This is a genomic window from Rhizobium bangladeshense, assembly GCF_001662075.1.
Classification (GTDB): domain Bacteria; phylum Pseudomonadota; class Alphaproteobacteria; order Rhizobiales; family Rhizobiaceae; genus Rhizobium; species Rhizobium bangladeshense_B.
On record NZ_LYPL01000001.1, the window covers coordinates 174,670 to 196,588 of the forward strand.

At 62.4% G+C, this 21,919-nt stretch carries 19 protein-coding genes; 12 read left to right on the forward strand and 7 right to left on the reverse strand.

Annotated elements, in window-relative coordinates:
* Window positions 1-62: 62 nt before the first annotated feature.
* The 4 genes from ybaL (at window position 63) to A7X77_RS00860 (ending at window position 5,825) form a co-directional block, all read left to right on the forward strand.
* Entirely contained in the window at window positions 63-1,871 is a 1,809-nt protein-coding gene (ybaL, locus tag A7X77_RS00845) for a YbaL family putative K(+) efflux transporter (protein WP_064681156.1), read from the forward strand.
* 54 nt (window positions 1,872-1,925) lie between these two features.
* Window positions 1,926-2,306: a hypothetical protein gene (locus A7X77_RS00850; RefSeq protein WP_064681157.1), complete on the forward strand. Its 381-nt coding sequence runs from the start codon at window positions 1,926-1,928 to the stop codon at window positions 2,304-2,306.
* Window positions 2,307-2,390: 84 nt separating this feature from the next.
* On the forward strand, window positions 2,391-4,937 hold the full coding sequence (gene secD / locus A7X77_RS00855; RefSeq protein WP_064681158.1) for a protein translocase subunit SecD: 2,547 nt from the start codon (window positions 2,391-2,393) through the stop codon (window positions 4,935-4,937).
* Between the two features lie 171 nt (window positions 4,938-5,108).
* On the forward strand, window positions 5,109-5,825 hold the full coding sequence (locus A7X77_RS00860) for a sensor histidine kinase (RefSeq protein ID WP_064681159.1): 717 nt from the start codon (window positions 5,109-5,111) through the stop codon (window positions 5,823-5,825).
* Between the two features lie 35 nt (window positions 5,826-5,860).
* Here the strand turns inward: A7X77_RS00860 and A7X77_RS00865 are convergent, their stop codons facing one another.
* From A7X77_RS00865 to A7X77_RS00875, 3 genes are all read right to left on the reverse strand, one after another.
* Window positions 5,861-6,298, reverse strand: coding sequence for a response regulator (locus A7X77_RS00865; RefSeq protein WP_064681160.1), 438 nt, complete (start codon window positions 6,296-6,298; stop codon window positions 5,861-5,863).
* Window positions 6,299-6,327: 29 nt separating this feature from the next.
* Window positions 6,328-7,032 (reverse strand): helix-turn-helix transcriptional regulator, encoded by a 705-nt coding sequence (locus tag A7X77_RS00870; protein WP_064681161.1) that lies wholly within the window; start codon window positions 7,030-7,032, stop codon window positions 6,328-6,330.
* A gap of 470 nt (window positions 7,033-7,502) precedes the next feature.
* Entirely contained in the window at window positions 7,503-7,880 is a 378-nt protein-coding gene (locus tag A7X77_RS00875; RefSeq protein ID WP_064681162.1) for a response regulator, read from the reverse strand.
* Between the two features lie 190 nt (window positions 7,881-8,070).
* On the opposite strand from A7X77_RS00875, the gene A7X77_RS00880 reads away from it, so the two are divergent.
* The 4 genes from A7X77_RS00880 to A7X77_RS00895 are packed head-to-tail and all read left to right on the forward strand — an operon-like array spanning window position 8,071 to window position 13,928.
* Window positions 8,071-10,212 carry a sensor histidine kinase gene (locus A7X77_RS00880; protein WP_064681163.1) on the forward strand — a complete coding sequence of 714 codons (2,142 nt, stop codon included), beginning with the start codon at window positions 8,071-8,073 and terminating at the stop codon, window positions 10,210-10,212.
* On the forward strand, window positions 10,199-10,624 hold the full coding sequence (locus tag A7X77_RS00885; protein ID WP_064681164.1) for a response regulator: 426 nt from the start codon (window positions 10,199-10,201) through the stop codon (window positions 10,622-10,624). Before A7X77_RS00880 ends, A7X77_RS00885 begins: the two co-directional genes overlap by 14 nt.
* Before the next feature lie 4 nt (window positions 10,625-10,628).
* Complete coding sequence (locus tag A7X77_RS00890; RefSeq protein ID WP_064681165.1) at window positions 10,629-12,224, forward strand: response regulator; 1,596 nt, start codon at window positions 10,629-10,631, stop codon at window positions 12,222-12,224.
* 21 nt (window positions 12,225-12,245) lie between these two features.
* A complete protein-coding gene (locus A7X77_RS00895) occupies window positions 12,246-13,928 on the forward strand; it encodes a VOC family protein (RefSeq protein ID WP_245293694.1) in 1,683 nt (560 codons plus the stop codon).
* Here the strand turns inward: A7X77_RS00895 and A7X77_RS00900 are convergent.
* From A7X77_RS00900 to A7X77_RS00910, 3 genes are all read right to left on the reverse strand, one after another.
* Complete coding sequence (locus A7X77_RS00900) at window positions 13,894-14,799, reverse strand: DMT family transporter (protein ID WP_064681664.1); 906 nt, start codon at window positions 14,797-14,799, stop codon at window positions 13,894-13,896. The genes A7X77_RS00895 and A7X77_RS00900 overlap by 35 nt on opposite strands.
* A gap of 231 nt (window positions 14,800-15,030) precedes the next feature.
* The gene (locus A7X77_RS00905; protein WP_064681166.1) at window positions 15,031-16,539 is read right to left on the reverse strand and encodes an FAD/NAD(P)-binding protein; all 1,509 of its coding nucleotides are present in this window, start codon (window positions 16,537-16,539) and stop codon (window positions 15,031-15,033) included.
* A 42-nt stretch (window positions 16,540-16,581) separates the two neighbouring features.
* On the reverse strand, window positions 16,582-17,010 hold the full coding sequence (locus A7X77_RS00910; protein WP_064681666.1) for an OsmC family protein: 429 nt from the start codon (window positions 17,008-17,010) through the stop codon (window positions 16,582-16,584).
* Between the two features lie 145 nt (window positions 17,011-17,155).
* Between A7X77_RS00910 and A7X77_RS00915 the strand changes: the two genes are divergently transcribed.
* The 4 genes from A7X77_RS00915 to ligD all read left to right on the forward strand — a co-directional run bounded on the left by A7X77_RS00915 (window position 17,156) and on the right by ligD (window position 21,106).
* Complete coding sequence (locus tag A7X77_RS00915) at window positions 17,156-17,416, forward strand: hypothetical protein (RefSeq protein WP_064681167.1); 261 nt, start codon at window positions 17,156-17,158, stop codon at window positions 17,414-17,416.
* A 74-nt stretch (window positions 17,417-17,490) separates the two neighbouring features.
* Window positions 17,491-17,721 carry a DUF2188 domain-containing protein gene (locus A7X77_RS00920; protein WP_010025636.1) on the forward strand — a complete coding sequence of 77 codons (231 nt, stop codon included), beginning with the start codon at window positions 17,491-17,493 and terminating at the stop codon, window positions 17,719-17,721.
* A gap of 18 nt (window positions 17,722-17,739) precedes the next feature.
* A complete protein-coding gene (locus A7X77_RS00925) occupies window positions 17,740-18,594 on the forward strand; it encodes a Ku protein (RefSeq protein ID WP_064681168.1) in 855 nt (284 codons plus the stop codon).
* Between the two features lies 1 nt (window position 18,595).
* A complete protein-coding gene (gene ligD, locus A7X77_RS00930; protein WP_064681169.1) occupies window positions 18,596-21,106 on the forward strand; it encodes a DNA ligase D in 2,511 nt (836 codons plus the stop codon).
* Window positions 21,107-21,109: 3 nt separating this feature from the next.
* Here the strand turns inward: ligD and A7X77_RS00935 are convergent, their stop codons facing one another.
* On the reverse strand, window positions 21,110-21,910 hold the full coding sequence (locus A7X77_RS00935; protein WP_064681170.1) for a Ku protein: 801 nt from the start codon (window positions 21,908-21,910) through the stop codon (window positions 21,110-21,112).
* Window positions 21,911-21,919 lie beyond the last annotated feature (9 nt).

A 21,919-nucleotide genomic window follows, 5' to 3' on the forward strand; every position in this document is an offset into this window, starting at 1 on the left:
ATTGGTTGATATAGACCATATATGTCATATTTAGCGCGGGATTTCCAGATCGGGAGACAGTGATGCCACACGATACGCCCCTGATTTCGACGATCGTCGGCGGCCTCGTGCTGGCTTTCATCTTCGGCGCACTTGCGCATCGGCTGCGCATGCCGCCGCTCGTCGGCTATCTCATCGCCGGCGTGCTGGTCGGGCCGCATACGCCGGGTTATGTGGCCGACCAGAACCTTGCGCCGGAGCTTGCCGAAATCGGCGTCATCCTGCTGATGTTCGGCGTCGGACTGCATTTCTCGCTGAAAGACCTGATGTCGGTGCGCGGCATCGCGCTGCCCGGCGCGATCGCACAGATCGCCTTTGCTACATTGCTCGGCTGGGGGCTCGGCGCCCTCATGGGGTGGCCGACCGGCGGCAGCCTGGTATTCGGCCTGGCGCTTTCGGTTGCCTCCACCGTCGTGCTGTTGAAGGCGCTGCAGGAGCGGCGGCTGGTGGAGACCGAGCGCGGCCGGATCGCCGTCGGTTGGCTAATCGTCGAAGACCTCGCCATGGTACTGGCCCTGGTGCTGATCCCGGCGGCCGCCGGCATCGGCGGTGAAGGTCACGCTCCCGCCGAGCCGCTCTCGGCCGGACTGAACCTCGTGTTCGGCCTCGACCTCGGCATCGGCGGCATGATCGCCATGACGCTGGTGAAGGTGGCGCTGTTCGTGGCGCTGATGCTGGTCTTCGGCCGCAAGCTCATTCCCTGGATGATGCATCGCATCGCCCATACCGGCTCGCGCGAGCTCTTCCGGCTCGGCGTGCTGGCGATTGCGCTCGGCGTCGCCTTCGGCGCGGCCAAGCTCTTCGGCGTGTCGCTGGCGCTCGGCGCCTTCTTCGCCGGCATGGTGCTCGCCGAAAGCGAGCTCAGTCATCGCGCCGCCCAGGAAAGCCTGCCGCTGCGCGATGCCTTCGCCGTGCTGTTCTTCGTCTCGGTCGGCATGCTGTTTGACCCGAACATCCTGATCGACAGGCCGCTGCCGATCCTCGCCACCATCTTCATCATCGTCATCGGCAAATCCGTCGCCGCCTTGCTGATCGTGCTCGCCTTCAAGAAGCCGCTCGGCACAGCGCTGACGATTTCGGCGAGCCTCGGCCAGATCGGCGAATTCTCTTTCATTCTCGCCGCCCTCGGCGTCGACCTCGGGCTGTTGCCGGAGGAAGGCCGCGACCTGATCCTGGCCGGCGCCATCATCTCGATCATCCTCAATCCGCTGCTGTTCTTCCTCTGCGACCGCATGCGCCCGCTGCTCGAGGGCGCAAGACGCGAGGAGAGCCAGGCCGAGCCCGCGGTTGCGCCGGCCGAGGAGACAGCCCCGGCTGAAGATGACGAGGTGCATCCGAGCGGCCTCCACGGTCATGCCGTTGTCGTCGGTTACGGGCGGGTCGGCAGAATCGTCGGGCAGAACCTGAAATCGGCGGGCACGCCCTTCCTCGTCATCGAGGATTCCGACAAGCGCGTCGGCGAGCTGAAAGCGCAGGGCATCGAAGCTTTCATGGGCAATGCCGCGGCCACGGAGACGCTCGATCTCGCCAATCTGCCGGCGGCGCGCAGCATTGCCATCGCCATACCGAACGCCTTCGAAGCCTGCCGCATCGCCGAGCAGGCGCGCAGCGCCAATCCATCCATTCTCATCGTCGCCCGCGCCCATTCCGACGCCGAGGTCGATGAGCTGAAGCACTATGGCGCTGACACCGTCATCATGGGCGAACGTGAAATCGCACTGGGCATGGTTGACCGGCTCGCTCAAGTGCATCATGAGAGTGTGGCCTATGAAGACAGTGATGGGCCTGATACAATTGTCGCGACGGATGACCCTCCGCCGGAAAGAGAATGAAAGATTGGCGCGCTTTTGAGCCGATACGGGAGTGACATCGCCGGGACGGAGGAGATGGAGCTGGACCAGCGCCGTCTGACGAGCCGTATCGCTGCTTCCCTGCTCTTCGCCGCCCTTGCCTATCTCGGCCTGCTTTTCGGCGGCAATCTCATCATTGCGCCGGCCACCGCCGTCAATACGCTTTCCTCGTCCGGCCGCGATCCGCAGCCGCCGCAACTGAGCGCGCGCGATGCCATGCGCGGGGTGCTTGCCGCCGAGCGCAAGCTTGCGCCGAAACAGGCCGCCTACGACGCCGGGTCGCCAGCCCTTGCCGCTGCCCCGGCTCTCGATTTCGCCGGCTGGAACAGCGCCGTCCCTCTCCCGGCATTCGAAGCTCCGCTTCATGCTTCAAATTTCAGGACCCATCAGCCGCGCGCACCGCCGACCGCCGCCTGACATTGCGCCGAGCGGCGCTTCCGAGCATTGATGACATGCCGCCAGCGCCCGAGCGCCGGCCCTCGATTATCTAAGGAATACAACATGCGCAATTCACCCTGGCTGGTGTTCACCTATTCGGTGATCATCGTGATCGGCCTATTGATCGCCCTGCCGAACGCCCTGCCGCAGTCCGTCCTCCAGCGCATCCCCGCATGGCTGCCGCATGAGCAGGTGTCGCTCGGCCTCGACCTTCGCGGCGGTTCGCACCTCGTTCTGGAAGTCGACGAGGCGGACCTGACCAAGGAGCGGCTGCAATCGCTGCTTCAGGATGCCCGCCGCGTCCTGCGCGAAAAGGGAATCCAGCCGAAAGCCGTCGTGCGCAGCCAGAATCAGATCGTCGTGACGCTCGCCGATGCCTCGCAGAGCGATGCGGCCGTCACCGAACTCAAGACGCTCGCCAATCCGATCAGCACCGGCCTCAGCGCCGGCCAGGCGGATCTTGATGTCACGGCGAACGGCGCCACCATCATCGTCGGGTTCTCGCGGGCCGGCATCTCCGCCAACGTCGACAATGCCGTCCAGCAGAGCCTTGAAGTCATCCGCCAGCGCGTCGACCAGGTCGGCGTCTCCGAGCCGACCATCCAGCGCATCGGCGCCAATCGCGTGCTCGTGCAGTTGCCCGGCGCGCAGGACCCGACGCGGCTGCGCCAACTTCTGGGCTCCACGGCGAAGATGTCGTTCCACATGCTGTCGCCGAACAACCAGCCCGGCCCCGGCGTGACGATGATGCAGGACGACGAAGGCCGGACCCATGCTGTTCTCGACCGTGTCGAAATCTCCGGCGACCGCCTTTCGGATGCCCGCGTCAGCTTCGACCCCAACACGCGCGAACCGATCGTCAGCTTCCGCTTCGATAGCGCCGGCTCCACCCGCTTTGCCGAAATCACGCGGCAGAACGTCGGCAACCCCTTCGCCATCGTCCTCGACAACAAGGTGCTGAGCGCGCCCGTCATCCGCGAGCCGATCACCGGCGGTTCCGGCCAGATATCCGGCAACTTCTCGGCCGACAGCGCCACGACGCTTGCCGCCATGCTGCGCGCCGGCGCCCTGCCCGCCAAGCTGACTGTTATCGAGGAGCGCACCGTCGGCGCCGATCTCGGGGCCGACGCCATCAAAATGGGCCTCTACTCCGGCATTGTCGGCTTCGTCCTTGTCGCAGTCTTCATCTTCGTGCTCTACGGCACCTGGGGCATCCTGGCGAATGTGGCGCTGCTGATCCACACGATCCTGACCCTCTCGGCCCTGACGCTGGTCGGCGCAACACTGACGCTGCCGGGTATTGCCGGTGTCGTTCTCGGCATCGGCCTCGCGGTCGACGCGAACGTTCTCATCAATGAGCGTATCCGTGAAGAGACCCGCAAGGGCAGAGGCGCCTTTGCCGCCATCGATACGGGCTTCAACCGTGCCTATTCGACGATTATCGATGGCAATATGACGGCCCTGATCGCGGCGAGCATCCTGTTCTTTTTCGGTTCCGGGCCGGTTCGCGGCTTTGCGGTGACCATGGCACTCGGCCTCATCATCTCGATGTTCACCTCGGTCGCCTTCGTTCGCGTCGCCATGATCGAGATTACCCGCCGCCGCAAGTTCAAGGTGCTGAACATCCGGCCGTTGATTCCCTTCAGCCCTTACGACAAGCATATCCAGTTCATGAAGGCGCGCTTCTTCGGCGTTACCGTTTCGGCGCTGCTTTCGATCGCCTCCGTCGCACTCTTCATCTATCCCGGCCTCAACTACGGCGTCGACTTCCGCGGCGGCATCCAGATGTCCGTCAAGACCCAGGGAACGGCCGATCTCGCGAAGTTCCGCGAAGGTCTGGACAGTCTCGGCCTCGGCGAAATCACGCTGCAGTCCTTCGGCGGCAACAATAGCATTCTCGTTCGTGCGCAGCGGCAGGAGGGCGGCGAAGAGGCGCAGACAGCGGCGGTCACCAAGCTCAAGGCCGAAGTCGCCAAGATCGATCCGACCGCCACCGTCGAAGGCACCGACGTCATCGGTCCGAAGGTCAGCGGCGAGCTTGCCTGGGCCGGCATTCTGTCGGTGGTGATCGCCAGCTTGGCGATGCTGATCTATATCTGGGTCCGGTTCGAATGGCCGTTTGCCGTCGGCGCCATCGTGACGCTGGTGCTCGACGTCACCAAGGCGATCGGCTTCTTCGCGATCACCGGCCTCGACTTCAACCTGACGGCCATCGCCGCCATCCTGACGCTGGTCGGCTACTCGGTGAACGACAAGGTCGTCGTCTATGACCGCATGCGCGAAAATATGCGGCTCTACAAGTCGATGCCGCTGCGCGAGATCATCGACAAGTCGATCAACGAGACCCTGGCGCGAAGCCTTTACACCAATGCGACGGCCTTCCTCGCGCTGGTGCCGATGGCAATCTGGGGCGGCAGCGCCGTATCGAGCTTCGCGATCCCCATGGTGTTCGGCATTCTGGTGGCCGGCGCCTCGTCGATCTTCATCGCCGCACCCATCCTGCTCTTCCTCGGCGACTGGCGCCGCCGCCACGCCAAGGCACCGGCAACCGATGCGGGCGTCGACATCATCCCGCCGGAAGAAGGTCGCTCGCGCACATCGGCAGGCTGAAACGGCTTGTTAACGTATCCTTGAACAGGGCGCCGGTTGCAGAACCGGCGCCCTGTTTTTATTGTTGCCTATTGCCAGGATAAAATTATGCAGCAGTTCGAGCTATTACAGCGTCGGTCGCGCACTTGAAAAAGACGCGCGGCGCCGCAGCAGAGATCGGGAAACCGTCAGATGTCATCCAACCCGACGAGACCGCTTGAAACCACTAGTGCCGGCGACAACGAAGAGCGCATCAAGCGTTTTCTCGCCACTGCCTCGCACGACCTGCAATCGCCGCTTCGTCATATCGCCATGTATGCCGAGCTGCTGCTCGACGACCTCGGCGAGACGCTCGACGACGAACAGCTTCAGAGCCTCAGGATGATCATGGAAAAGGCGCAGGCCGCACAGCGCCTTACCAAGGCATTGATGAGCCTTGCCGGTGGCGCGCCTCAGGTGACGCCCGAAGAGGTCGACCTGCAGGCGCTGGCTGAAAAGGTCTGGGGCGAGCTCATCGATGAGACGGGGGCTCGCGACGCAACGCTTGCCTGTCGGGGCCTGCCCTCCGTCCGCACCGACCCTGCTTTGTTCGGTCTGGTGCTGCGGCAGCTCATTTCCAACGCCCTTTCCTATCGCCGTTCATCGCCGCCGCATGTGGCCATTACGGCGGAGCAAGGGGGGGAGAACTGGTTGATCCGGGTTTCCGACAACGGAACCGGCATTGATCCCGCCTATCGAGAGCGGATCTTCGAGCCGTTCTGGAAATTGCCGAAGGCGGGAGCGGTCGCCGGCGCCGGCCTCGGATTGACGACGGCGCAGGAGCTTCTGAAGGCGCTTGGCGGGGATCTCAGCCTCGAATATTCGGACGAAAGCGGCAGCCGCTTCACCATCCGCCTGCCGGTTTCTTGAGGCGGCAAACCGCCGACAGTCCTGCGCGACATGCGTTAAATGCTGTAATCGTCCTTCCAGAAATCCGGGACGTCATAGTGCACATATTCGCGGATGATGTGCTGCAGCGTCTGGGCGTCGATTTCGTCCTTGCCGATGCGGAAGTCGACGCCGTAATCGGGAAACTCCTGGAAATAGCCGCCCGATATATCGGTCGAGACGACGCCGATCGGGCCGGTATAGCCGATGCCGCGCAGCTCGGGCACCGTTTCGCGGAAATCGGCATTGGGCAGAAGGCGGTTGTCGAGCAGGATGAGATCGAAGCGCGCCGCGCGGATCTTTTCCAGCGCGTCGCCGATCGACGGCGAATATTCGACTTCGACCAGCGGCTCGGAGAGATCGGCGATCTTCTTCTTGAGCGCGCGGAATTCAATGAACTCGTCGTCGACAAAGAGAACCTTTACCGCATTCTTTCGGACCGTTTCGCTGGTCATCTCATTTTCCCCAGTCCCGAAGTCCATGTTCACGACACCAAACCGTTTCTCAGGGCGATCGCCACCATGTGGACGCGGTTTACCGCGTCGAGTTTGCGCGCGGCCGCGGTGATATGCGAATTGACCGTGTGCTCGGAAAGACCAAGAATGATGGCGATTTCCGCCGAGGTCTTGCCTTCGCTCGTCCATTTGACGATTTCCGATTCGCGCTGGGTCAGCCGTCCAGACATTTCCTGCGTCAGGATTTCCTCATAGAGCTTATCGAAAATCCGCATGGCGTCGAGAAGCAGGTCGGCGATCTCGCCCTGATCCGGCTCTTTACGCTCGCCGCTCAGCACCAGGCAATATCGCCGCCCTTCCGGCGTGAACAGCGGAATGAAAAGGAAGACGCCGTTGCGGAACTCGTTGAACAGGCGATCGGAGGGGTAGGTATCCGGCTCGGCACTTCTGCCATGGACCGGCGTTGCCAGGAACTGGGCGCTCTTTGCCCGGACAGTCCCGAGCGCCTCTTTCAACGTCGCGATGAACAGGCCGACGCGGCGCTCGTGGACATTGGTGATGACGACATCGCGTTCACCGAAGGGAGCAGAAGCTTCGGAAATGCGGGCAAGCGCGAAATTGTCGAAGTGATAATGCTGTGCCGCCGCTTTCAGCAGGCGGAAAAAATCGGTGCGGTTGATCGCCCGGCTCAGCTCCGGCCCGGCATGAAAAGGAGTCGCCGCGGCATTGCTCATTCCCAATCTTCCTCTCCTCCCCCGATCCCCAAATCTTGGGATATACGTCCTAAACGCGAAGAGCTACAAAAATTGCGAGACGGTTGATGAGAGATATCGAAACGGGGACTTTCGGTACGCAAGGCGGAAATCATCAGTTATCTCAACTACAGGTGATGCACGGGAAGGTTATACTGAGGGGCAGTAGTTCTTACCTGGGTATCGTAAATCTTCACGTGTTCAACATCCATGAATGCGTGAAGGCAGTGCCAGACGTAAGCGCGAGAGAGCCGATAGGCCCATTTAGCTAAGGGGTTGGCTGAAGTTCGTGGCGGCGAACGCGGGTCCATTCGGTTCTCTCAGCGCTTATTTTTAATTCCGTCCGCTTCGTTTCGGTTGCATCTTGGGATGCACACTCGGCCTTGTCAATTGCGGTTTCTCATATCGCCCGGACGAACGCCAGGAAACGCACCATCGGTTTTTGCCGTTTGCTACACTTCAAGATTGAGAACGATCGCGGCGAGGTCAAGCGGCTTCTCGAGGTAAAAATCGGCGCCGGCTTCGAGCGCGCGGGCGCGATCCTCATCGGCATCCGATCCGCTGCAGATCGCAAGCCGCATCGCGCTGAACCGATCGTCGCCGCGCAGCCTGCTCACCAGACCGATGCCGCTGTCGAGCGGCATGTAGAGATCGGCGATCAGCAGCTCCGGCGGTGCCCAGCCTTCGGCCACGCGCTGCTTCAGCGCCTCGAGCGCCGTCTCGGCCGTCGAAAAACAGAACAGATCGACGTCTATCTGCTGCTTCTTGCGGATATAGTCGAGATAGAAGAGATCATCCCTGCTGTCGTCGACATACACGATGGTAGGCATCCAGCACCATGATTTGGATATTGTTCGATGAACCTCGCCGTCCTTCGACCTCACGATATCGCGATTTCACGAAAATTCGATCTATCTTATCGAAAAATCATTTCGCATAAAGCGCGGCGGCTTCGCCTGGCTATTGAGTATTCCTCGATTTCGGAAAAAATGGCCGCGCGAACCGAAGGAGGATACACGGGTGCAGGATAGGGGCAACGTGGACCTGCAGGATCAGCGAAGGCGGCGCTACCGCGCCTTCGCGATTGCTGTCGGCTGCCTGATGTTGCTTCTCGGCGCCAGCGCGCTGGCCGGCTGGTTGTTGCAGATGAAAATTGTCATCTCGCTGATCCCCGGCTTCCCGTCGATGGCTTTCAATACCGCCCTTTGTTTCGTGCTTTCCGGCGTCGGGCTTGCCGTCTCGACGCTGGCCGGCCGCAGCTTTCGCATGGCGGCAACGGTCATGGCGGGGTTTGCAGCGGCAATCGCGGCGGCCCGGCTCGTGGAAATCGCCATGCTCGGACGGCGTTTCCACAATGTCGACATGCTGATCTCGCAGCTCTTGGTTCCGCCCGACTTCATCGCCGAGATCGGCGGCGGCATGGGCCCCAACACGGCATTGATCTTCCTGATCGCCAATTTTTCGCTGCTGCTCTCCCTCTACCTCGAGACGTCGAAAAGCCAGGTGGTCCAGGAGCTGACCAGCTACGTCGTCATCACGCTCGGCATGATCGCGCTCGCCGGCTATGTCACCTATGCCGAACAGGGCTACCGCTGGGGCCCCTATGCGGCGATGGCGCTGCATACGGCGATCGGCCTGGTGTTCTTCGGCTCGGGCCTTCTTGCCCGCTCCTGGTGGCTGCAGCCGGCAAACCGGGCGCAGATCCCGCTCTGGATCCCGGCAGCGGTCTGCTTCACCGGCCTTCTTGTCGATCTCTATACGCCGCTTGGCCTTGCCAACGGCATTCTCTACGTGCCGCTGGTGCTGACGGCCCTCTGGTTCGGCAACAGGAATGCGCCGCTCTTCTTTGCCTTTGCCTGCACCGTGCTGCTGATACTCGGCTTCCTCGCCGTCCGGCACGACGAAGCGGGCTTCTGGCAGGAGATCGCCAACCGCACGATCACCGCCGCCACGCTGTGGCTGATCGCGATCCTCGTCTTCTATTTCCTGCGCAACCACCACAATCTCGAGGCCGAGCGCATCCGCTTCGGCGCATTGGTGCGCAGCACGCCCGATGCCGTCATCGTCATCGACGAACGCGGAACGATCAAGAGTTTCAACCCGGCGGCCGAAAGCATGTTCGGCTATTCCCCGCAGGAGACGATCGGCCGGAACATCAAGATGCTGATGCCCGAGCCCTATCATTCCGAGCACGACGGCTATCTCGCCCATTACCGGCAGACCGGCGAGGAGCGCATCATCGGCACGACGCGCATGGTCTCCGGACGACGCAAGAACGGCATCGTCTTTCCGATCGACGTCTCCATCAGCGTCGTCGTCAGCGGCCAGACCAAGACCTTCGTCGGCATCGTGCGCGACATCAGCGAGCGCGCCCGGCAGGAAGAGCGGATGAAAACGACGCTTGCCCAGCTCGAGGCCTATACGGCCGAACTCGAGCGCAGCAACCACGACCTCGATGAATTCGCCTACATCGCCTCGCATGATCTGAAGGAGCCGCTGCGCGGCCTGCACAACCATTCCCGCTTTCTCCTCGAGGACTATGAGGACAAGCTCGACGATGACGGCGTGCGCCGGCTGAACCGTCTGGTGCGTCTCAGCCAACGCATGGAGAAGCTCGTCAACGACCTGCTTTACTTCTCTCGGCTCGGGCGACAGCAGCTAGCGGTCAAACGCGCCGATATCGGTCTGATCGTCAAGGATGTGGTCGCGACGATGGAGCTCCTGCTGGAGGAGCGGCATGCCAAGGTCGTCATCGACGGCCGGCTGCCGGACGTAGTCTGCGACGCGCCGCGGCTGACCGAAGTGTTCCGCAATCTCATCACCAACGCGATCAAATACAACGACAAGCCGGCGCCGCTGGTCTCGATCGGCTATCTCGAACGCTATGTCGGCGAGGACGGCACGGTTGCCCGCCACGTGTTTTTCGTTAGGGATAACGGCAAAGGCATACCCCAGGAATTCCATGAGGATATTTTCCGCATTTTCAAACGTCTCGAAAAGTCGCAGGATTCCGACGACGGGACCGGAGCAGGCCTCACCTTCGTCCGCAAGATCATCGCGCGGCACAACGGCGATATCTGGCTGGAATCCGAAGTTGGCGCAGGCACCACATTCTATTTCACCCTGGGAAAAAAGCGCGAGGGGCAGAATGCAGCAGCGTGACACGCAACCGATCCTCATCGTCGAAGACAGCGAAGACGATTTCGAAGCGACGATGCGCGCCTTCAAGCGCACCAACCTGCGCAACTCGATCCGCTGGGCAGCCTCCGGGCAGGAAGCGCTCGACATGCTCGCGACGATGGTGCCGAAACCAGGTCTGATCCTGCTCGATCTCAACATGCCTGGCCTTGACGGCCGCAAGACGCTGGAGGCGATCAAGTCGAATGACGGCTGGCGCAAGATTCCAGTGGTGATCCTGACGACCTCCGACGACGAGCGCGATATCGAAGGCTGCTATGCGCTCGGCGCCAATACCTATGTGCAGAAGCCCGTCGATCTCGACGGCCTCTTCGCCGCGATCCAGCGGCTGAAGGAATACTGGTTCGAAATCGCGATCCTGCCGCTCGAGGACTGACGGTTTGGCGGAAGACTGCTGCATTCTCATCATCGACGACAGTATCGACGACCGCGAGGTTTATCGTCGCATATTGGGCCGCGTCTCCAGCACCGCCTACACCGTCGTCGAGGCGGAGACAGGCCAAGAGGGCCTTGCGCTGAACGGGCGCAAGCGGCCGGACTGCATCCTGCTCGACTATTCGCTGCCGGGGCGCGACGGGCTCGGCGTGCTGGCCGATCTATTGGAGGACGATCCTGCCGCCAATGTCATCATGCTGACCGGGCAGGGCAGCGAGACCGTCGCCGTCGAAGTGATGAAAGCCGGCGCGCGCGACTATCTCACCAAAGATTCGCTTTCGCCGGAATCGCTGCATCGCTGCATCCAGAACGCCATCATGCACGGCATGCTGGAAGCGCAGCTGGAGCAGAAACGGCAATCGCTCGAAATCTTCACGCGCGCCATGGCCCATGATCTGAAGGAGCCGCTCCGGACGATCAAATCCTTCAGCCGCATCCTGCACGGTTCTGCGGCGCTGCCGGCCGAAGACCGGGAACTGCTCGATTACGTGCTGAGCGCCGCTGACCATATGGAAGACCTGATCGTCAAGGTCTCGGGCTTCACCAAGCTCGAGGCCTATGGCGGGCCGGAGCTGACGCCGGTCGCGCTGTCCGATGTGCTCAACCAGGTGGAGGACAATCTGCGCCAGCAGATGGAGAGCCGCGGCGCCGTCATCATCCGCGGGGCACTGCCGGAGGTCATGGGCGATGCGACGCTGCTGGCCCAGCTTCTGCAGAACCTGGTGTCGAATGCCATCCGCTATTGCGATCAAAAAGCTCCGGAGGTGACGATCTCGGGCGAAGCGCAGGGGGATACCTGCCGCCTGACGGTGCGTGACAACGGACCGGGCATCGATCCCCAGCACCGCGAGCTGATCTTCCAGCCGTTCAAGCGGCTGGTCGGCCGTGGCATCGAGGGCACCGGGCTCGGCCTTGCCATCTGCCGCCGCATCGCGCAGTTGCATGGCGGCGCGATCTGGTGCGAACCGGAGAAGGGGCCCGGCGCCACCTTCATCGTCGAAATACCGCTCGCCGCGGCGCGGCCCGCGCCGCCCGCCGCGGCGGCCGTTCCGCCCAGCGCAAAGCCTGCGGAGCAGCCGGGCGAAGGTTCCGGCAGGCTTGCCGAAGTGCTGCTCGTCGAAGACAGCCCGGCCGACATCCAGATTCTGAAGATCAAGCTGATGCGGCGGGAGAAGGTGACCTTCAACCTGCATGTCGCCACCAACGGACGCGAGGCGATGCGGCTGCTCGAAGAGCGCGCCGGCATCGCCGACGTGCCGCAGATCGACCTGATGCTGCTCGACATCAACATGCCGATCATGGACGGCTTCGAGGTGCTCAACGCACTGTCGGCCGACGCCCGTCTGAAACGGATTCCCGTCTGCATTCTCAGCACTTCGAGCGACGAGACCGACATGCAGCGGGCCAGAAATCTCGGTGCGCGCGCCTATATGGTCAAGCCGCCGACCCTGCAGCAACTGGAAGAGGCCCTCGAAGATGTCGATCATTTGGAACTGCTGCAGCGCGGCGATTTGCTTGCGCTTTGTGCGGAACAAAACTAAGCGGTGGTCATTGGCAACGGTATGATCTTCGCAACTTTCATACTCGCGCTCCTGACGACGCCGCTTCAATCAGGACTGCTCTCGATGGTATCAGGCATACATCACGTTACGGCCATCACCCGAAAAGTGCAGGCGAACGTGGACTTTTACGCCGGCTTTCTCGGCATGCGGCTCGTCAAGCAGACGGCCGGCTACGAGGATGCGACGCAGCTCCATCTCTTCTACGGCGATGCGGCGGGGACGCCGGGTTCGCTCGTCAGCTTCCTCGTCTGGGAAGACGGCGCCCCCGGCCGGGCAGGCTACGGCCAGGTCAGCGAGATTTCGCTGGCGATCGATCCGGCGAGCATCGGCTACTGGCTGACGCGCGCCATGAGCTTCGGTCTGCGCTCCGAGGGGCCGGCCGACGAATTCGGCGAGCCTGTCCTCAGGCTAAAAGACCCCGACAATATCATCCTCAAGCTCGCAGGCGCCAAGAACCTCACATCGCCGGCGGCCTGGGACGGCGCCTCGATCCCGATCGAACATGCCGTCCAGCGCGTGCGCGGCGCGACCATGCTGACGGAAAAGCCCGCCGAAAGCCGCGGCTTTCTCGAGCAGCATTTCGGTTACCGCTTCCAGGCCAGCCGCGGCACGATCGACAGGCTGGTTTCGCAATCCGGCGACGTCATCGACGTACGCGATGCGCGCGGATTCTGGTCGGGCGCGCCGGGCACCGGCACCGTTGATCATGTCGCCTTCCGCGCTGCCGACGAGGAGACGCTGCGTTCGGTATCCAAGGCGCTGGAGAAGACCGATGCATCGCCGACCAACATGCATGACCGCAAATATTTCCGCTCGCTCTATGCCCGCGAGCCCGGCGGCACGCTGGTGGAGCTGGCAACCGACAAGCCCGGCATGATTGTTGACGAAGAGCATGCGGCCCTCGGCAGCAAGCTGTTCGCGCCGCCGGAAGCGATCACCAATCTCGACGACCTGAAGGTGATTCTGCCGCAATTTTCGATGCCCGACCAACCGCGCATCAATTACCGCGAGCTGCCCTTCGTCCATCGCTTCTACACGCCGCCGAATCCCGACGGCAGTGTCTTCGTGCTGCTGCACGGCTCGGGCGGCAACGAGACGACCTTGATGCCGCTGCTGAACAAGGCGGCGCCGCGCGCAACCCTCATGGGCGTGCGGGGCCGGGCGACGGAAGAAGGTTTTCCGCGCTGGTACAAGCGCATCACACCCTTCTCCTTCGACCAGAACGACATCAAGACCGAGGCGGAGGCCTTCGCGGCCTTCATCGAAGGCGCCGTCAAATCTTATGGGCTCGATCCGAAGAAGGTCGTCTATGTCGGCTATTCGAATGGCGCGAACCTTCTGAACTCGCTGCTCTATCTGCATCCGAAGCTCATTCACAAGGCGGTGCTGCTGCGCTCCATGCCTGTACTCAGCGACTATCCGCATGCCGATCTCAAGGGCACGGACCTGCTCGTCATCAGCGGCAAGACGGATGCCTACGGCAAATATGCGAGCGAACTGGAAGAGAGGCTGAAGAGTTCGGGCGCCACTGTCGATTCCGACGTCATCCCCGGCGGTCACGACCTCGGTGATGCCGATGTGCCGATCATCCAGAAGTGGCTGCTGCAGAGAATGGGCGATGATTCCCCGCCGCTGGAGCAGCAAGCGGTCAAGCCGACGAGCGAGACGCTCGGGCGACCATGATGCCGGCCAGCACCACCGCGGCGCCCAGCGCCTGCATCGTCCCGATCGCCTCATTGAGCAGCGCCCAGGCGAGGATCGAGGCGACGACCGGCTGAAGCAGCAGCGTCAGCGATGAAAAGGCGGGCGGCAGATAGGCCAGCGCATAGGTGATCGCCACCTGGCCGCCGGCATGGCTGATAAAGGCGAGGCCGAAGAGGATCGACCAGCCGTAGAAGGTCGCCGGCAGCATCTGGCCTTCGAAGAAGAGAGCTATCGGAAAGATGCAGACGGCAGCCGAGGCCGTGCTCCACAGCATGATGCGGATCGTATCGAACCGGCTGCGCAGCCTGCCGATCGCCAGGATATAGCAGGCATAGAAGAAGGCGGCGATCATCGCGGCGCCGTCGCCGCTCAAATCGCCATTGCCGAGCCCTGCCGGACCGCTTTTCAGAATAACGACACCGGCAAGCGCCAGAAGCAGCCCCAGCAGGAAGACGCCGCTGGTTCTCGCCCTGAAAAACAGGACGGCGATCAGCGTGACGAAAACGGGCGCGAGATTGGCAAGCAGCGTCGCGTTGGCGACCGAGGTCATGGTGAGCGACAGGTGCCAGGCGGCAAGGTCGAGCGCCAGCATGACCCCCGGAAGAACCAGCATGCCGAAGTCGGCAAGGCGTTGCGGCCTGGGTCCAGCATTCTTCTTCAGCAGCGAGACGATGAAGATCGGGATCAGCGCCAACGCTACGCGCCAGAAGGCGGTGGCCATCGGCCCGACCTCGGAAAGCCGCACGAAGATCGGCGAGCCGCCGATCGCCGCCCCGCCGAGAACGAGCGCGGCAAGAGCGAGACGATTGGAAGGCGAGGCTTCGGAAAGGGTGGAAGCGGTCTGCGACATGATCTCGATATTTCTGGTCACCGGCCGAACCGGCAGCGGGGCTACTGATTGCCGAGTGCGTAGCAGAAGTCGATTGCCTGAGACAGTCGGGGAACGACATCCAAAAGGAAAATCAGGCGGGATGGAGTTAAAGCATGATGTCGTCCGAAAACCGCTCACACTTTCCGGCATCATGGTCTAAACCGCGTCGCATCAAATTTGATTCACGCAACGCGCTTTAGCTCTTTGTTTTTAGGCATGTCGTTGTCCCGGAACCGCTGCACACTGCCGGGCGACATGCATTAGCCGCAGCTTTGCGGCGATTTCGGTCGCGACGAAGAAGGCGTGCTCGGTCACCTGCGGCAGCCCCATCAGTTCGCCGAAGGTGCCGCGCGCCAGCGGACCGGAGATCAATAGCGAAGGATCCGCGGTCCCCGACGGGCCGATCGCCTCCGAGCGCTCGGTGCAGGCAAGGCCGAGGCCGGTGGGATCGAGCGACAGGTGGCCGCTTGCCGCGAGCGCCGAGAGCCAGGGCTGGGTTTCGAGAATGCCGCCATGGGCCGGACCGGTGGTGACGACGACGGCGTCATAGAGCCGCTCCAACGGCTGGCCGCGATGGCGCGGCTGCAGGGTGCACGCAATGCGTTCGCCTTCGATGCGCGCATCGGCGACGGAGCCGGCGAGGATTTCGAGACGACCGGCAGCGATTGCCGCGTCGAGGACGGCCTCCACCTGCGGCGCGATGCGGAAACGATGCACATCCCAATAGGGACGCAGATGGCGGACGACACGGCGCCGTTCGGCCATCGGCAGCGCCTGCCAGAGATCAAATCCCTGCGCCCGCACCTGATCGATCACCCCATGCCAGCTTATGCCCTGCGCCTTCGCCGCATCTATGGCGGCGCGGATTCCCGCCAGCAGCGAAACGGCGGAATGCGCCGCATCGGCAACGAAATCGCCATAGAGCGGCTGCGGCGCCGGCGCATGCCCGCGCGAGCGCAGGCCACGGCGCGAGATCGCCGTCACCGGAGCATCATGTCCGCGTTCGGCAAGCGAGGCGATGACATCGGCGGCGGTCAGGCCGTTGCCGATGACCAGCACCCGGTCGTGGGGACGGATGACGTCGAGCGCGCCCGGCTTCGTGGTGTCGGCGACGAAACGGGGATGGGCGGCCAGAAGGGTTGTAAGCCGGCCGGGAGCGACCGGCGGCGGATGGCTGGTGGCGATCGCGACGATATCGGCCTCCGTCACGCCGCCTTTGTCGTCGCGGATCGACCAGCGGCCGGCCCGGCGCTCGACATGGGTCACGGCCGCGCGGCAATGGCGCACGCTGCCATCGTCCAGGAACGGTTTCAGCAGGGAGGCGACATAGTCGCCGAAGAGCCGACGCCGGGGAAAGATCTGGTCGTCGGAGCGTCTTGCCTCGGGGTCGCAGGCGACGGCGTCGCGGGCGTCGATCCAGGCCTGGAATTCGCCCTGGTCGTCAGGCTGCAGGCTCATCTTGGCGGCCGGAACATTGATGCGGTGGGCCGGGTCGTCCGTGTCATAGGCTAGGCCGCGACCGAGCTCGGCGCGCGGCTCGAAGACGACGATGACGGCATGCGCGTCGCCCATCGCCCGGGCGAGATGATAGGCGACGCCCGCGCCGGAGACGCCACCGCCGATGATGGCGACGACGGGTTTTCCGCACGTCGGCAGAGGCTTGGGCTGCATGATGGCCGAGACCGTTGCTTCGATAGCTTGAGCATAGAAGCCGGGCATTGCCCGCGCAATCCTCCGCTTGCGATTGTCTATGTGTGCATATCAGCCCGATATCGTCGTCGAGAATTCGGGATTGCCGCGGATGGTGTTGCTGACCGTACAGATTTCGTCTTCGGCGGCATGAACGATCTTGCTGCGTGTTGCCTCGTCGATATCGCCCTTGATCGAGAAGACGATGTTGAACTTCGCAACGCGTGAAAGCCCTTCCGTCGCCTTTTCGCCGGTGACGTCAGCAGCGATCTCGCTGATCCTGTCGAGAACGCCCATCTGGCTGGCGGCGATACGGGCGCTGAGCACGAGGCAGGCAGAAAGCGAGGCATAGAGCAGATCGAGCGGGCTGAAGCCCGGCTGCGACGGCGCGGTGACGATATCGATCTCACCTCTCGTGGTGGACGTGACATGCGGAAAACCGGTGCGTCCGAGAGTGGCGGTGGCGCCGGTCGGACGGGGGCGAGCCTTGAGATCAGCCATGAAGGAATCCTCTGACAACAGCTTCGCAGAGATAGGACAATCCGCACCGGCCGGCAACGGCGCCGGCGGTCGCCGATAGCGGAACCTTTCCATCCGCCATCAGTTGATTACACCTGAGCGAAATCAGTGACAAAGGTGGATTGCGATGCCGCATGTCCGCAAGATGGATCGTCAGGACCGGCGGATGGATGCCCGCGACCGGCTGATCGTTGCGCTCTATGCGCAGCTGAAGGCCGAGCGGGAAACACGCGAGACGCTGGAATGGGCGATCCGCAACGGCGCTATCTCGCAGGAGGTGCTGGAGGCGATTGCGGCCGATCCAGTTCCCGTCGTCACCAGCGAGGATATCGCTTCGCTCGAGAAGATCATCGCCCTCGATGCAAGGCGCAAACCAAATCGGAACTAGGCAATTCCAACCAACCTGCGCAACGGTCATGAGGCCCGAATGCGCAAAAAAGGTCGAAGAAGAGGAGATCCGAAATGGCCGACATCACCTATCAGGTCGTCCCGCATGACAATGGCTGGGCCTACAAGCTCGGCGACACGCTGTCAGAGACCTATGCGACGGCCGACGAAGCGATCGTCCGCGCCAAGGACGCCGCGTCGCGCCAGAAAATCGGCGATGGCGACGCGCTGCTCGCCTACCCCTCACCCGACGGCGGCTGGGCATTCCAGGAACTCGAAACCGACAAGAGCAGCAGTCGGCTGTGATTTGTCACGGAGGATGGAATGGCCGCGCGGGCAAGCTGGAAAGGTCATCTGAAGGTAGGCGACCTTGCTTGCGCCGTCGGGCTCTATACCGCCATTTCCTCCTCCGATCGTGTCTCCTTCAACATCATCAACCGCAGAACCGGCCATCGCGTCGAACGGCAATTCGTCGACAGCGAGACCGGCAAGCCGGTGGAGCGCGACGACCAGGTCAAGGGCTATCAGATGGAGAATGGCGATTACATCGTCATCGAAGGCGACGAGATTGCCGGGATCATGCCGGAGAACGCCAAGGTGCTCGATGTCAAGGCTTTCATCGCCTATGACGATATCGACAAGCTCTATTTCGACCGTCCCTATTATCTCGCACCCGTCGACGAACATGATGAAGAAGCGCTGTCGCTGATCATCCGGGGCATGCGGGACGCCAAGGTGGCGGCGCTGGCCGAAGCTGTCCTTTTCCGGCGCAACCGAACGCTGCTGATCCGGCCGCATGACACTCACATCGTCGCGACCATGCTGAACTTCGACTACGAGGTGCGCTCGGCCGACACCGTCTTCAAGGACATTCCCGACATCAAGTTCGACAAGGAGATGCTCGACCTCGCCGGCCACATCATCGAAACCAAGCAGGGCAGCTTCGACCCGAGCGCCTACGAGGATCGCTACGAAGCCGCTCTCGTCGAGCTGGTGAAGGCGAAGATCGAGGGCCGGGCGCCGCCGAAGAAGAAACCGGCGCCGGAACGCAAGGTCGTCGATCTGATGGAGGCGCTGCGCCAGAGTGCGAAGATGAGCGGCAAGGGTGCGGCGAAGAAGACACCGGCAAGGAAGAAGGCGCCGGCGCGCAGCGACAGCCAGAGGAAGAAGGCAGGCTGAGATGGCTCTCGAGACCTATCAGGCGAAGCGCAATTTCAAACTCACGCCGGAGCCGCGCGGGCGCAAGGGCCGCAGCAGCGGCAACAGTTTCGTCATCCAGAAGCACGACGCCACCAGGCTGCATTATGATTTCCGGCTGGAAATGGATGGGGTGCTGAAGAGCTGGGCGGTGACGAAGGGGCCGAGCCTTAACCCGGAGGACAAGCGGCTGGCCGTGCATGTTGAAGACCACCCGCTGTCCTATGGCGATTTCGAAGGCATCATCCCGAAAGGTCAATATGGCGGCGGCACCGTCATCGTCTGGGATCGCGGCACCTGGACACCGCTCGGGGATGCGCACAAGGCCTACCGCAAGGGCCATATGGAATTCGAACTTGACGGCGAGAAGCTGAAAGGCCGCTGGCACCTCGTGCGCATGCGCGGCCGGCCGGGCGAAAAACGCGAGAACTGGCTGCTGATCAAGGGGGATGACGCCGAGGCGCGCCATGACGGCGATATTCTCGAGGAACGGCCGGAATCAGCCAAAACAGGCCGCCAGCTCGAAGAGGTGGCGGAAAATCCCGATGCGACCTGGAACTCCAAATCCGGAAACGGCAAGGCGGTTGCCGCCAAAAAGCCGGCGCAAGAGGCGAAGCCGTCAGTATCCCGAGAAGGCAAATGGCCCAAGGGTGCGCGTAAAAGCCCCATGCCCGATTTCATCGAACCGGCGCTTGCCAAGCTGAAACCGAAGCCACCGGCGGGCGATCGCTGGATCCACGAGATCAAGTTCGACGGCTACCGGCTGCAGGTCAGGATCGAGGACGGCAAGGTCCTTATGTTGACACGCAGCGGTCTGGACTGGACGGCAAAGTTCGGCAAGGATGTGCTCGACGCCTTTGCCGCCCTGCCGGTGCAGTCGGCAGTGATCGATGGCGAAATCGTCGTCGAGGGCGATAGCGGCGCCTCGGATTTCTCAGCGCTCCAGCGCGATCTGAGCGAGGGCCGCAACGATCGCTTCGTCTTCTATGCTTTCGATCTCCTTCATCTCGATGGCCACAAGCTGATCGATGCCACGCTCATCGATCGCAAGCATCTGCTCGAAAGCCTGCTGCCTGCCGATAGTGACAAGCTGCGTTACAGCCCACATTTCAACGAACGCGGCGGACTGGTGCTCGATCATGCCTGCCGGCTCAGCCTCGAAGGCGTGATCTCCAAGCTGCGCGACAGCAAATACAGCTCGGGACGCAAGGGCGATTGGATCAAATCGAAGTGCTCGCACCGGCAGGAATTCGTCATCGGCGGCTATGTGCCGTCGACCTCGATGGAGAATGCGATCGGCTCACTGGCGATGGGCTATTACCGCGATGGCGAGCTCAAGCATGTCGGTCGCGTCGGCACCGGCTATACGGTGGCAACCGCGCAGATGCTCTATGAGAAGCTGTCGCGGATGATGCAGAACGAGAACTCCTTCGACGACAAGCTCACCGCCGAGGAGCGGCGTGGGCTGATCTATGTCAAGCCGCAGCTGGTCGGCGAAGTCGAGTTCCGCTCCTGGTCGGCCGACGGCAATCTGCGCCATGCAGCCTTCCGCGGACTGCGCGATGACAAGCTTGCCAAAGAGGTGACGCGTGAGACGGAACAGACCGCAGCCCGCCCCCTGCCGAAAGCCGCTGTAACGCTCACCCACCCCGACCGCATCTACTGGCCGGACGAGGGTGTTACCAAGGTGGGACTGGCGGATTATTATGCCCAAGTCTGGCGCTTCATGGCGCCCTATATCGTCAACCGCCCCTTGGCGCTCTTGCGCCTGCCGGGCGGGATCAATGGTCGGCAGCGGTTTTTCCAGAAACACGCCTGGAAGGGCATGAACGCGCATATCGAGCAGATCATCGATCCGAATGACAAGCAGGGAGACAAGCTGCTGCGGATAACCGATTTCGACGGTGTCGTAGCGCTGGTGCAATCGGCCGTGCTTGAAATCCACCCCTGGGGCACGACGGCCGACAACTGGGAAAGGCCCGACATGATCACCATGGACCTCGATCCGGGCGAGGAGGTGGCGTGGCAGGATGTGATAGCCGCGGCTTACGAATTGAAGGCGCGGCTGGAAGCAGAAGGTCTCGCCGCCTTCGTCAAGACCTCAGGCGGCAAGGGGCTGCATGTGGTGACGCCGCTCACGCCGAAAGCCGGCTGGATGGAGGTGAAGGCCTTTGCCAAATGGCTGGCCGACAGTATGTCGGCCGATGATCCCGCCCGTTATCTGGCGACGGCGACGAAGGCCAAGCGGAAGGGGAGGATCTTCATCGATTATCTGCGCAACGGCCGCGGCAACACGGCGGTTGCGGCCTATTCGACGCGGGCAAGACCGGGTGCTGCCGTTTCGATGCCGCTGGAATGGAGCGAGCTGACAGTCGACATCGGGCCGGCCTATTTTACCGTCGACAATGCGCCGACGCGGCTCGACGCCTTGCCCAGGGATCCCTGGGATGGATTTTTCGCTGCGGCGAAACCGCTGGAAAAGAGGAAACGATAGGAATTACCGCGGCTTCCCGCCGCCTTCCGCCAGGCTCTTCTTCAGCGCGTCCATGATGTTGATGACGTTGCCGGTCGATTCCACCGGCGGTGGTTTTTTGGCCGGGGCGACCTGCTTCAAGCTCTTCTGCTTGCCGCGGATCATCGACTTCAGGCGTTTCTGGATCGGGTCCTGCACCATGGTCGGGCTCCAATCCTTGGTCTCTTCCTTGACCAGCTGCTTCATCAGCGTCAAAAGCTTGCTGTCGATCTTTGCCTTGTAGTCGATCTCGGCCAGAGGTTCGCGCACCTCGTCGCCATAACGCAGGGTCCAGAGAATGATGCCTTTGCCTTGCGGCTCCAGCAGCACGGCGCGCTCGCGGCGATAGAGCACCAGACGGGCAATGCCGACGACATCGTTCGCCTTCATCGCCTCGCGGATGACGCAGAAGGCTTCGACGCCGACCTTGTCCTCGGGCGCCAGGAAATGCGGCTTGTCGTACCAGATCCAGTCGATCGAGCCGCGCGGCACGAAACTGTCGATATCGATGGTGCGGGTGCTTTCCTGCCCGACCTCCTCGATCTCCTCGTCTTCGAGAAGAACATAGTCGTCCTCGCCGCGCGGATAGGCCTTTACCTGGTCTCTGTCATCCACCGGCTTGTGGGTGACGCTGTCGACATAGCGGCTTTCGACACGATTCTTAGTCTGGCGATTAAGGACGTGGAAACGCACCTTGTTGCTTTCGGTCGTCGCCGGCGTCAGCGAGACGGAAGCGGTGACGAGCGAGAGCTTGAGATAACCTTTCCAGAATGTCTGGCGTGCCATGACTGTCCT